Raw genomic sequence first — 11,917 nt, forward strand, 5'->3', positions numbered from 1 at the left:
TCCCGCATTCGTGACGATCCAGCAGTTTTCCATCATCCCCCAACGCCGGACCACCCCCGGCAAAGGAGTAGCCATGACCTCATATCCGACCAGCCCGGTCGTGACCGGGCAGTCCCCCGACACCGCGCAGCCGCAGGCCGATCCGCCGGAGGAAAGCGTGACCATCCGGGTCGCGGATGACGGCCGGAGCTTCGAGCTGACGGTCGCCGAAGGCACCGGCACGATCGGGATCAACGGGACGTCCTATGCCTTCGACACGGCGGAGATCATCGGCAAGGCCCCGGTGATTCTGGCCCCGCCGACGACCGCCGCCGCCCTGCCCGAGGATCTGGCCGAGCTGACCTCGGTGGACTATGTCACGGGACCCTATCTTTACGATCCCGCGGGCGGGGAGCCGGTCGTCATCCTGCGCACGATCCGCGGGGACGAGATGCTGGACCTGGGGCCGGACTATGCGCCGACACCCTTTGACCGGATCGCCGGCTTTTCGGTCCGGCAGGAGGTTGTGAACGGCTGGGGCGAGGGCACGGCAACATCCGAGGTCGTCGCCCCGGTCGCCCATGCCCCCGCCGTCCTGACCTTCACCAGAACCTCGGCGCTGCGAAAGGCGGACGGCATCCAGGCCGGAGGCGCCGATTCCGTCCTGATCGTCGCCAATACCGTGCTCGAGCGGCGGGGCGGCACCCTGTTCCGCGACCCGACGGGCGGGAAGCTGCGGGCCTATTTTTCCTCGGGCATGGGGCGGCTCTATGCGTCCAACCTGAACGGCAACAAGCTGCTCAACTTCGACGGCTGGTTCAACACGGCCATAGAGATCGCGGAGGGGGACAACGTCTGTCTCATGCTCAACCTGCGGTCCTCGGGCTATGCCCAGGTGCAGAGTTATCGCAACGGGCAGGTGGTCGCCTCGACGAGCCGCACGATCGCCTCGGCGGCCGGAAAGATCGACACGAGCGTCATGCTCACCATCGGCTACACCGATTTCGGCAGCTCGAAGGACTATTCCATCGAGGGCGGATATCAGGATTTCCGGATCTGGACAGATCTTGCCGAAGAGATCGACATCTCCACCAGCAGCTTCGCTTACGCCTTCATGGATGAAACCGGCGCCGCGCGGAACCCCGCCCTCGCCAATGACCTGTTCGGCACGCCGCGGATCTGGCTGCCGACGGATCCGGCGCAGGCCAATGCGCTCGTCAATCTCGGGACCGCCGGGAACTTCACCGCCAAATCGGAGGAATTCGCATGAAAACCATTTCCCTGAGCGGCATTGCCGGCACCGCCGGCGTCAGTGTCCTGTCGCAGGGCCAGAGCGCCTCGGTCACGGGGCAACTCGCGCCCGCGGGCATGCCGGAACCCGCCTCGGCCTATGTGATGGGCGACAGCCGGGACCGGATCTGCACGCCGGTCTCGGCGACGATCGCCGGCGGCTGGAACGGATCGGGCTTCGGGGCCGGATTCGCCCCGGGCGTCCTGTCCAACTTCTCCACGATCAGCGGCGTGGAAGGGAACAGGGTCATCGTATCCGGCCTGGACTATTACACCTCCTACGCGCCGGAGATGTACGACGGCGCCGAGGTCGAGTTCCGCCGCGTCAGCAACGGGCAGATGATCCATGTCGGGACCGCCGGAATGACAGAGGTGAAATTCCCGCTGCGCGCCCTCCTGCCCTCGAATACGGGGCAGGCGATCTCGGGCACGACCTTCCGCCATCAGCTGGACAGCTGGAACCGGCGCGGTGTGTCCTACTGGTATGCCGTCTCGGCCGTGGCCTCCGATGGCGCGATGGGGGCGCGGTCGGCCTGGGTCTCGCATCTCGCACAGGGGACGGACAGCGGGCTGGAGGTTCCCGCCCCCGTCACGGTCACCGTTCCGGCGCGCTCGGCGAACGGCACGCTCGCCGCACCGGCGAATCTGGTGCTGACGGCGGCCGGAGGGGTGACCGTCGATCTGTCCTGGTCGGCCGTTGCCGGGGCTGTGGGCTATGTGGTCTGGCTGGCCTACAGCGATCCCGCGACCTGGCCGGAGACGGTGGGCGAATTCCGCCTGCAGGATCTGCAGGGCGACATGCCGCAGCCGGGCGACATGGTCATCTGGCGCAAGGAGGTGACCACGCTGACCCCCGACATGCTCTGCGCGCGTGTCCGCAGCGCGAGCGGCTCCTATCTGGGTCTCTGCCCCGCCTTCATCGAAAGCGCGATGGACAGCGCCACCCCGGCCGCGGGCTGGGAAATCCGCAGCTGGGACGCGGCGGAAAAACCCTCTGCCGATCTTGGCCGGTATTATCTGCGCCGCACGATCCCGGCGGGACGGCGGATCACCGAGGGGATCTACTGGTCCGGCGGATCGGGGCAGACCTATTACCACCACAAGAAACAGGGCGAGGTCCTGGTGGTGGATGTGTGGATCCGCGCCTCGGCCCCCGTCACCATGCGCTTCAATTCGGGCCAGCCGGGCGAGACGAGCCAGACCTTCGAGGTGGATACCGAATGGCGGCAGTATCACCTGACCTCGGATTACGCGCCGGAACCCACGGGCAAGACCCCTTATCGCTGGGGCATCGGGGTGACGGCGGGCGAGGCGGAGCTGACGGTCGAATATGCCCAGTTGCGCCCGCATCTGGAGGGGTCCGGCTACGGTGTCCTGCGGTCTTATCTGGCGCAGGCTCTGGTGCCCGGCCAGAAGGTCCGCGACCATTCCCTGATCAAGACCCGTCCGATGACCTATACCGCGAAGACCATCACCAATCCGGCGGGCGAAGGGTTCAAGGGCAATACCAGCGGCATGCACATGGATCTGTGCCGCACCAATGGCTGCATCCCGTGGGTGCAACTCGAATGGTCGCTGTTCAAGGAGGACTGGCTGCTCTGGGCCGGATGGCTGGCCGAAAACCATGCCGATTTCGACAAGATCATGCTGGAGATCGGCAACGAGAACTGGAACACCCTGAAGGCCTTCTGGACGATGCCGTCGCTGAAGGATGCCGCCACCGGCGAAACGGTTTCCGCCGGTGCGGTCTACGGGATGATGACGCAGATGGTCTATGAATGGCTGCAGGAAAGCCCGCACTGGCCGGTGCTTCAGCACAAGATCGAGATGGTCATCGGCGGCCGCCTGATCTCGGCCTATGGCGAGGAGGCCTATGCCCGCTGCCCGGCGGCGAAATACGTGACGGTGGCCAATTACAACGGCGGCTGGGACAATACCACGGAGAAGCGGGATGAAACCGGGGCATCGTTCCGCAACATGCTGAGCTTCGCGGGGGGAGAGGCGAATCTGGTGAAGCGCGAGGCGGCTCTTGAAGGGGTTGCCGCGACGCATGGGGCCACGGTCGGGGTCGACGTCTTCCACGACTTCTACGAAGCGGGACCGGGCTATCAGCTGAACGGGCTGAATGGCGCCAGTCTCACGGCGGAAGAGACCATCGCGCAGGAATGCGTGATGAAATCCCGGGCCGCGGCGACGGCGCAGCTGGATGCGATCTGCACCGCATGGCGGCGCGAATGGCTGTCGAACTGGTTCGTTCTGGGGCGGGGCAACTCTTTCACCTCGCACAGCAACGATGGCGTGGAATATCCGACCCATGCGGTCGGCCGGGTGATCGGCGCGTCTTTGGGGGAATTCCGGGCGCATGACATCCACACCCTTGCCATGAGCGCGTCGGACGGGCTGGACGATATCGCCATCCATGCCTTCGAATCGCTGACCCATGCGGGAAAGTGGATGTTCGTCGCGCTGAACCGGGCGATCGACCGCAGCGTGCTCGATCCGCAGGATCCGCTTCACGATGCGGCGGACAGGGGGGTGCGGGCCGTCACCATCCATACCGGCTTCGCCTCGGCCACCGGGTGCCGGGTGTTCCGCGCCGGGCTCGGCAACATGCGCGAACACAACCGCTATCCCGAGGGCACCCGGCTGACGGCGCAGGGAAGCTACGCCGCCGATCCGCTGTGCGTGAGTTTCGATACCGGCTGGCACGAAATCGACCCGCCCGCGGATATCGGGCACCTGACCGTCGACGCGGCTTTCGGTGCCGAAACGGGCGGCCTGCGGGGCGGCAATTTCATCCTGATCGAGATGACCGGCATGACCCGCGCCTGAAATCCGCCCTCCGGGCAGATCTGAAAAGCGAAAGAGGCGGGCGCGATGCCCGCCTCTTTCGGCATTTGCCGCAGGCCGGATGCCTGCCGGTGCGGAGCGCCCTAGCCCAAGGCGGACCGGATGTCGTCCTCGATCTGCTGTTCCGCCGACCGGCGCGAGAACTGCGCCTGTTGGAGGGCGCGCAGCCTGTCCGTCGCCGCATGCAACGCCGCATCGTCCCTGAGATAGAGATCGCACAGATCGATGAACCCCGCCGGATCGTCGGCCTTGGGCAGGGCCTCGAAGAGCGCATCCCCGAAGCCCCGCGCCGAATGGACGGACACGACCGGAAGCCGGCGGTAGGCGCAGGTCTCGATCACCTTGATCTTGGAACCGCCGCCATCGAAGACCGGCGAGATCGCGAACCGGGCACGGGCATATTCCGGCGCCAGTTCGTCCACCGTCCCGACATAATCGACATTCGGCAGGTCCGGGAATTCCGCGGCCAGCGCCTTCCAGTCGCCCATTCCCACAAGGCGGAAACGGGCATCGGGGTTGCGGCGCTGGATTTCGGGCCAGCAATGGCGCAGGAACCAGCGCACGCCGTCCTGATTGGGGCGGTGCGAATAGGTCCCGACGAAGAGGATGTCGCGGCTGCCCGCCGGATCGGGCGTGTCCTCGCCGGCCTCGCCGAAGGGAACGTTGCGCAGCACCCGCGCCGGCACGTCCGGAATCGGCAGGATGTCCTCGCCCGTGGCATACCACAGCAGGCTGGCCCGCCCGAGCTTGTCGGTCAGGATCTGCCGGATCCGGGGGACCACGAATCGGGAAAAGACCCGGCCCATGAGCCCCGTTCCCAGGGTGGCGCGGGCGGCGGTCTCGAATTTCTGGTCGTCGCGGTCATCGATATCGACGAAGACCCTGCGTCCCGGCCCCGCGACCACATCGGACAGGCAGTAGGGCTGCGAATAGCGAAACGCCACCACACCGTGTTCGGGGGTCAGGATCCCGGCCAGCGCCGCGCAGACCTGCGGTTCGGCGGCATAAAGTCTGTCGACCCGCAGGAAACGGTTGAGATTGTGGACGACCCAGTCGACCCCGTGCCTGCGCCCCATCCGGAAATGGCTGCTGCGCACCCGCCGCAAGGAGGCCGCACCGGGGAAGAAAGCCGTTTCCAGTGCCTGATCCGGGGCCACGGGCACCTCGCCCTCGGTCTTGCCAAGCACCACGACATCGGTGGGCGCGATCCGCTTCAGCGCTTCGAAGACGAGCGCACTGCGTTGCCCGCTGCCCATCCTTCGGTTGACGGCCCCGTCCGGAAGGACGAGCAGACACCGTTGAATATTCATGAAAACCTTCCGAGATCCGTAGTCCGGCGCAGAATGGGAAACCTGTTCCCTCATGACAAGACCGGGCCCTGGGCCCGGTCCGTGGGTATTTCAGAAATCGCCGCTTACTTTCCCGTGCGGCAGAACACGACCTTGACCGTGCGCAGGATCAGCCCGAGATCCGAGGTCAGGCTGAGCTTGCGGTAATAGGCGTCGTCGAATTCGACCCGCGCCTTGAAGGTGGTGGCCGAGCGGCCGAACACCTGCCAGGCCCCGGTGATGCCCGGACGCACCCGGTAATAGTCCGCGCCGCCCGCCTCGTCATAGAGCGCCTTTTGCGAGGGCAGGAAGGGGCGCGGGCCCACAAGGCTCATGTCGCCGAGCAGCACGTTGAAGAACTGCGGCAGTTCGTCGAGCGAGGTCGCGCGCAGCACCCGGCCCACTTTCGAGATCCGCGGATCGTTCTTCAGCTTCTGGTATTTCAGCCATTCCGCCGCGACCTCCGGGTCGCTTGCGCACATGTCCTCGAGCACCTTTTCGGCGTTCATGACCATGCTGCGGAACTTGAAGCACTGGAACACCCGCCCGTCCTTGCCGACGCGGGGCTGGATGAACAGGCCGGGGCCGCCGTCGCGGCGCACCAGCAGCCAGATCACCGCCATGATCGGCAGCATCAGCGGCAGCATGATCACGCACAGCACGAGATCGACGATCCGTTTGACATAGCCCGCATACAGCCGTTGCGCGAACGAGCGCTGCTGCGCGGACGGCGCCTTCCCCGTCACGGTTTTCCCGCCGGCGGTCTCTCCAACCGACAATGGTTTCCTCGTTTCAGCCAAGATGAACATGAGCGCTCCGAGACAGGCTTCTAAAATCATTCTACCAATGGCCTTGCGACCATCGGCACTCCGTGTCCCCTCCCAGACGGACACCGGCTTGTGCACGCATCTTTCCGACCCTCCCCGACGGAACGATGTGGGCACACCCTCTATAGCCAGTGTCAGCAACAGTTTGCTAACACATTTTTAAGTTAACGTCTGGTGAAATGATCGAAAAATGTTCGCGCACGGGAGAAAGGTGCTTAACATTGTGTCTTAACCATGGATAAATTTTCGGTGATGTCTAAAAACAAGGCGATGGAGGCCCGAAGCGCCGTGCATCCCGGCCCCCGTTCCCCGACGGGCCCCGGCGCGGATTTGTGACCCGACGTAACATCTGGCCGACATGCGGCGCAACCTGACCTGGCGAGTGCCGGACAAATCACCAATGTTCAACAATATCTTGTCAAAGCTGCGACGGCCGCGCCCCCCGGAGCCCGCCCCCGCGGAGCCGCTGGCGATCATCGGCGACGTCCACGGGCGCGCCGATCTGCTGGGCGCGATGCTCGCCCGGATCGCGCAGGAGGCACCCGATGCGCGGCCCGTCCTGGCCGGCGACATGATCGATCGCGGCCCTGACAGCTGCGCGGTTTTGACGCGGGTCCGGGCGCTCGACCGAGCGGTGGTCCTGCGCGGCAACCACGAAGAGATGATGGTCGCCTTCCTCGATTCGCCCGCGGAAAACGGCGGCTGGCTGCGCCACGGCGGGGATGAAACGCTGCGCAGCTTCGGCATCGCCGCACCCGAAGCCGACACCGCCACCCGCGATGCGCTGCGCCGCGCGCTGCCTCCGGGAACCGAGGACTGGCTGCGCGCCCTGCCCTGCCACTGGATCAGCGGCAATGTCGCCGTGGTCCATGCCGGCGCCGATCCGCGGGTGCCGATCCCCGACCAGAATCCGCGCCATCTGCTGTGGGGGCATCCGGGATTCGGCCGCTTCCCGCGCCGGGACGGACTTTGGGTCGTGCATGGCCATACCATCGTGGACAAGCCGCGGCGCGGCAACGGCGTGATCTCGATCGACACCGGCGCGTGGCGGAGCGGCCGGCTGAGCGCAGTGATTCTGTCGCAGGCGGGATCGCGTTTTCTGACGGTGGGCCCCTGACTGCGGCATTTCGGGGAACCGCGCCATTTCGGGTTTCCTTCGGGCGCGGCGCGGGTATGCTGCGCCGCAATACGGGTATCTCGGGGATAGGGAATGACGGCGGAAAACAAGTCGGGCATTGCGGTCATTGTCGTCAATTACGGAACAGCGGATCTGTCCATCGCGGCGGTCGAAAGCGTTCTCGCCCGCCAGCACGGCGGCCATCCCGTCGAGGTGCATCTGGTCGACAATGCCTCCCCGGGGGACGATGCCGCCCGCTTCGCCCGGGCCCATGACGAAAAGGGCTGGGGCGGGCGGGTCACGCTCTGGCTCGAAGGCACGAACCACGGCTTCGGGCGTGGAAACAATGTCGTCATCTATGCGCTGATGCAGCGCCCGAGGGAATCTGGTGCGGCGCCCGATTACGTGTTCTTGCTGAATCCGGATGCGATGCTGGAGAACGAGGCGCTGGCGATTCTCGCGGACCGGCTCGATGCGGACCCCGGGGCCGGTGCGGCGGGGGCGGGGATCGCGCTGCCCTCGGGCAAGCCGGTGACGGCGGCCTTCCGTTTCCCCTCGGCCACCAGCGAATTCGTTCAGGCCGTCGCCTTTGGCCCGGTGGCGCGCGTCTTTGCAAACCGTATCGTGGCGCTGCCACCCGACCATCCGGACGGGCCGGTGGACTGGGTCGCCGGCGCGGCGGTGATGTTCCGCATGTCGGTGCTACGGCAGCTGAACGGGTTCGATCCGGATTTCTTCCTTTACTACGAAGAGGTCGAGCTGATGCACCGCATCCGGCAGGCGGGCCACGAAATCCTCTATGTCCCGGGCGCGCGGGTCCTGCATGCCGAAGGCGCCGCGACCGATCAGAAGAGCCACCGTCCGGAACGGCGGCCGCGGCCGTCCTACTGGTATCGGTCGTGGATGCTGTATTACCTCAAGACGGCGGGCCGGGGCGGCGCGATCGCGGCGGGCGCGGCATGGATCGCCGGGGCGCTGATCAACCTGCCGCTGTCCGCCCTGCGTGGCAGGGGACCGAGCATGCCGCTGAACTTCCTGCGCGATTTCCCGCGCCAGGTGATGGTGCCGCTGCTGACGGGCAAGACCGATGGCTGAGGCACCAATGACGGAGGCATGGGCAGGCCGCGCGGCGGAAGACCCGCGTTTCGCGCCCTCGAAAGGGGACAGGAACGGCAATCCCGCGGGCATCGGCTTTCGCGCGCTGGTGGCCGAGGATTACCGCACCCACGGCCGCGACTGGTATTCCGAGGGGTTCCAGGCGCTGTTCTGGCACCGTTTCGGCAACTGGCGCATGGGGCTGCCGAAGCCGCTGCGGATTCCGGCGACGCTGCTGTACCGGATCATGTTCCGCATCGTCAGCCGCTCGACCGGGATCTACCTGCCCTATACCGTCCATGTCGGGCGCCGGGTGCGGCTGGAACATTTCGGCGGCATGATCCTTGTCGCGCAATGGATCGGCGATGACGTGACGCTCAGGCAGAACACCACGCTGGGGATCGCGCGGCTCGACGGGTTGCAGGACCGGCCGGTGATCTGCGACGGGGCCGAGATCGGCGCGGGCGCGGTGATCCTCGGCTCGGTCAAGGTGGGCGAAGGCGCGATCGTCGGCGCCAATGCCGTGGTGCGGCGCGATGTCGAACCGGGCACCATCGTCGGCGGGGTGCCGGCCAAAGTTATCGGGCGGGTGAAACCATGATCGCAGCCATCGCCATCGGCCGCAACGAGGGTGCGCGGCTCGTGCGTTGCCTCGACAGCCTTCAGGGGCAGGGAAATCAGGCGCAGGGCAATCAGGCGCAGGTCGGGCGGATCGTCTATGTGGACAGCGGCTCGACCGACGGCTCGGTCGAGATGGCGCGGGCGCGGGGCGTCGAGGTGGTCGAGCTCGACATGACCAAACCCTTCACCGCGGCGCGGTCGCGCAATGCCGGGCTCGACCGGCTGCGGCAGGGCGAACGGCCCGAATTCGTGCAGCTCGTCGATGGCGACTGCGAGGTGCGGCCGGACTGGATCGGCAAGGCGGCGGCCTTCCTGCGGGAAAACCCGAAGGTCGCGGTGGTCTGCGGGCGCAGGCGGGAACGCTTCCCCGAAGCCTCGGTCTACAATGCGCAATGCGACCGCGAATGGGACACGCCCGTGGGCGAGGCCCGCGCCTGCGGCGGCGATGCGCTGATGCGGATGGAGGCGCTTGATCAGGTGGGCGGTTACGATCCGCGCCTGATCGCCGGCGAGGAACCCGAGATGTGCGTGCGGCTGCGCCAGAAGGGCTGGAAGATCTGGCGTCTGGATGCGGAAATGACGCTGCACGACGCGGCGATGACGCGCTTCGGCCAGTTCTGGAAGCGGGCGCGGCGCGCGGGCCATGCCTATGCCGAGGGCGCCTGGCTGCACGGCGCCCCGCCTGAACGCCACAACGTCGCGCAGGTGAAGCGCGCGGTGCTGTGGGGGATCGTGTTGCCCGTGGCGATCGTCGTGCTGGCGCTGATCGTCAGCCCCTGGCTGCTGGCGCTGTTCGCGATCTATCCGGTGCAGATCGCGCGTCTGGCGCGCCGGGGCGGCAACAACCGCGCGGCCTGGGAAAACGCCACGCTGCTGACGCTGGCGAAATTCGCCGAGGCCCTGGGCATCGCCGAATTCCATCTGCGCCGCCTGACCGGCAAGCGCGCCGGGCTGATCGAATACAAGTGACGACAACCCCCTCTGGGGCTCTGGCTTCGGAACAACCATCCCTGCGGCTGCGCAGGATCGGCACAGTTGCAGGCGCCGATCGCGTTACGGGCATGAGCCCCGTTGGCGGCAGGCAGTCCGGCAAGGGTGATCCGCGAGATCTCCGCTTCTGAGGGATATGTCCGGGCCTGAACCCTCCGCTTGCGGCCTTGCCTGTCGGGGCGTTGTCCCCCAAAGTGCGGGCGCAGCATTTTCGGGCCCCGCGGCCCCAGATCGGACCAGGAAGATGACCTCTGTCGATATCGGCGTCTTTGCGCATAACGAAGCCGGCCGGATCGGCCCCATGCTGGAAAGTCTGTTCGATCAGGATATCTTTGCCGATCCCGCACAGGCGCCGTGCCTGCATATCCTGGCGAACGGCTGCCGTGACGCGACCGTGGCCGAGGCGCGGGCCGTGGTCGCCGCGCGGGGGATGGCCGGCACCGTGCGGGTCCACGACCTGCCCGAGGGCGGCAAGTCCCGCACCTGGAACCGCTTCGTCCATGATCTGAGCCGGCCCGAGGCCGGGATGCTGGTCTTCATGGATGCCGACATCCGCATACCGGATACCTATGTCCTGCGCGGGCTGGTGGATTTCGTCGCGGGTCGGGAGGATCTGGCCGGGGCGTCGAGCAACGCGGTCAAGGACATCAGCCATGATCCGGCGCTGGCGCGCGGCGGGCTCGACCGGCTGATCGGCGCGGCCGGGGGCACGCTGAACAACTGGAAAGGCTCGATCTGCGGCCAGCTTTACGTGCTGCGCGCCGCGGATGCCCGCAGCTTTCACATGCCGATCGGCCTGCCGGTCGAGGATGGCTTCGTGCGCGCCATGATCCAGACCCGGAACTTCACCACCGAGGGCCAGCCGGAAACCCGGCTCGACGGCCGCGACGATCTGTTCCACGTCTACGAATCCGAACGCGGGATCGGGGCGCTGATCCGGCACCAGACCCGGATCGTCATCGGCAGCGCGATCAACGCGGTGATCTACAGCCGCATCCGTTCCGAAAGCCCGTCAGATCGGGCGGCGGATCTGGCGCGGTCCGCGCAGGATGCCGACTGGCTGCCCGGGCTGTTGCGGCGCAGCCTGCCGCGCGCGCCCTATGGCTATGTTCCCGCCGAATTCCTGACCAAGCGGCTGCGGTTCTGGGCAAGGACGCCCGGCCGGATGAAGCCAAAACGGCTGCTGGTCACGGCGGCGGGGTTCGCTTTCGACGCAGTGGTCTATGTCCGCGCGCAATATGCGATGTGGCGCGGCGTGGGGGCCGGATACTGGTGATCCGCCGCCCCCGGGTTCAGTAGTAGTTGTAGCCGTAAGCCCCGGCGTCGCTTTCGTCCGGGAAGGGGCATTTGTTCAGCACCACGCCGACGACGGTGGTCAGCTCGGACAGCTTCTGCTCGACCGAGTCGAGCTGGCTGCGCGTCGTCCGTTCCGCCTCGACCACCAGGATCACCCCGTCGATGAAGCCGAGAAAGCCCTGCGTATCGTCGGCCGCAAGGAAGGGCGGCATGTCGAAGAGCATCAGGTCGGGCTGATAGATCTCGTCGACCGCATTCAGGAAATCATGCGTCTGTTCGCTTTGCAGCAGTTCCGAGGAATTCGGGACCGCCTCGCGGTTCAGGCCATAGGCGACATTGGCGCCATAACGCAGCAGATGGTCGGCGAAATCGACCTCGCCGCGCAGGACCTGCCCCATGTCATGGGCCGGGTCCTGCCCCAGCACCTTGGCCAGCGCCGGACGCCGCAGGTCGAAGTCGAAGACCATCGTGCGATAGGCCGGCATCCGGCTGAAGGCGAGCGACAGGTTCGCAAGCGTCGTCGT

10 protein-coding genes are annotated in these 11,917 nt (G+C 66.5%); 7 read left to right on the plus strand and 3 right to left on the minus strand.

Going from position 1 to position 11,917, the window contains the following annotated elements; genetic code table 11:
• Nucleotides 1-73: 73 nt before the first annotated feature.
• Together D2T30_RS17485 and D2T30_RS17490 are read left to right on the plus strand one after the other, a co-directional pair.
• Nucleotides 74-1,249 carry a hypothetical protein gene (locus D2T30_RS17485; protein ID WP_128209944.1) on the plus strand — a complete coding sequence of 392 codons (1,176 nt, stop codon included), beginning with the start codon at nucleotides 74-76 and terminating at the stop codon, nucleotides 1,247-1,249.
• Nucleotides 1,246-4,101: a hypothetical protein gene (locus tag D2T30_RS17490; protein ID WP_128209945.1), complete on the plus strand. Its 2,856-nt coding sequence runs from the start codon at nucleotides 1,246-1,248 to the stop codon at nucleotides 4,099-4,101. Before D2T30_RS17485 ends, D2T30_RS17490 begins: the two co-directional genes overlap by 4 nt.
• Before the next feature lie 101 nt (nucleotides 4,102-4,202).
• On the opposite strand, the gene D2T30_RS17495 is transcribed toward D2T30_RS17490, so the two are convergent.
• Nucleotides 4,203-5,429: a glycosyltransferase family 4 protein gene (locus D2T30_RS17495; protein WP_164884347.1), complete on the minus strand. Its 1,227-nt coding sequence runs from the start codon at nucleotides 5,427-5,429 to the stop codon at nucleotides 4,203-4,205.
• A gap of 104 nt (nucleotides 5,430-5,533) precedes the next feature.
• Nucleotides 5,534-6,193: a sugar transferase gene (locus tag D2T30_RS17500; RefSeq protein WP_241651321.1), complete on the minus strand. Its 660-nt coding sequence runs from the start codon at nucleotides 6,191-6,193 to the stop codon at nucleotides 5,534-5,536.
• 481 nt (nucleotides 6,194-6,674) lie between these two features.
• Here D2T30_RS17500 and D2T30_RS17505 point away from each other — a divergent pair, with 481 nt between their 5' ends.
• The 5 genes from D2T30_RS17505 to D2T30_RS17525 all read left to right on the plus strand — a co-directional run bounded on the left by D2T30_RS17505 (nucleotide 6,675) and on the right by D2T30_RS17525 (nucleotide 11,373).
• Nucleotides 6,675-7,391 (plus strand): metallophosphoesterase, encoded by a 717-nt coding sequence (locus D2T30_RS17505; RefSeq protein ID WP_128209948.1) that lies wholly within the window; start codon nucleotides 6,675-6,677, stop codon nucleotides 7,389-7,391.
• 93 nt (nucleotides 7,392-7,484) lie between these two features.
• A complete protein-coding gene (locus tag D2T30_RS17510) occupies nucleotides 7,485-8,486 on the plus strand; it encodes a glycosyltransferase family 2 protein (protein ID WP_128209949.1) in 1,002 nt (333 codons plus the stop codon).
• Between the two features lie 337 nt (nucleotides 8,487-8,823).
• A complete protein-coding gene (locus D2T30_RS24155; protein WP_394343119.1) occupies nucleotides 8,824-9,087 on the plus strand; it encodes a serine O-acetyltransferase in 264 nt (87 codons plus the stop codon).
• Nucleotides 9,084-10,076: a glycosyltransferase family 2 protein gene (locus tag D2T30_RS17520; RefSeq protein ID WP_128209951.1), complete on the plus strand. Its 993-nt coding sequence runs from the start codon at nucleotides 9,084-9,086 to the stop codon at nucleotides 10,074-10,076. The genes D2T30_RS24155 and D2T30_RS17520 overlap by 4 nt, the downstream gene beginning before the upstream one ends.
• Before the next feature lie 265 nt (nucleotides 10,077-10,341).
• Nucleotides 10,342-11,373, plus strand: a complete 1,032-nt coding sequence (locus tag D2T30_RS17525) for a glycosyltransferase (protein WP_128209952.1) — start codon at nucleotides 10,342-10,344, stop codon at nucleotides 11,371-11,373.
• A gap of 16 nt (nucleotides 11,374-11,389) precedes the next feature.
• Here the strand turns inward: D2T30_RS17525 and D2T30_RS23165 are convergent.
• Nucleotides 11,390-11,917: CpsD/CapB family tyrosine-protein kinase (locus tag D2T30_RS23165; protein WP_164884348.1), on the minus strand; the 528-nt coding region annotated here is incomplete at its 5' end.

Source organism: Paenirhodobacter populi (assembly GCF_004022215.1).
Lineage (GTDB): Bacteria > Pseudomonadota > Alphaproteobacteria > Rhodobacterales > Rhodobacteraceae > Rhodobacter > Rhodobacter populi.

Coding starts and splice junctions, on each gene's coding strand:
- D2T30_RS17485 (WP_128209944.1), top strand. CDS start 74: ATGACCTCATATCCGACCAGCCCGGTCGTGACCGGGCAGTCCCCCGAC.
- D2T30_RS17490 (WP_128209945.1), top strand. CDS start 1,246: ATGAAAACCATTTCCCTGAGCGGCATTGCCGGCACCGCCGGCGTCAGT.
- D2T30_RS17495 (WP_164884347.1), bottom strand. CDS start 5,429: ATGAATATTCAACGGTGTCTGCTCGTCCTTCCGGACGGGGCCGTCAAC.
- D2T30_RS17505 (WP_128209948.1), top strand. CDS start 6,675: ATGTTCAACAATATCTTGTCAAAGCTGCGACGGCCGCGCCCCCCGGAG.
- D2T30_RS17510 (WP_128209949.1), top strand. CDS start 7,485: ATGACGGCGGAAAACAAGTCGGGCATTGCGGTCATTGTCGTCAATTAC.
- D2T30_RS24155 (WP_394343119.1), top strand. CDS start 8,824: ATGATCCTTGTCGCGCAATGGATCGGCGATGACGTGACGCTCAGGCAG.
- D2T30_RS17520 (WP_128209951.1), top strand. CDS start 9,084: ATGATCGCAGCCATCGCCATCGGCCGCAACGAGGGTGCGCGGCTCGTG.
- D2T30_RS17525 (WP_128209952.1), top strand. CDS start 10,342: ATGACCTCTGTCGATATCGGCGTCTTTGCGCATAACGAAGCCGGCCGG.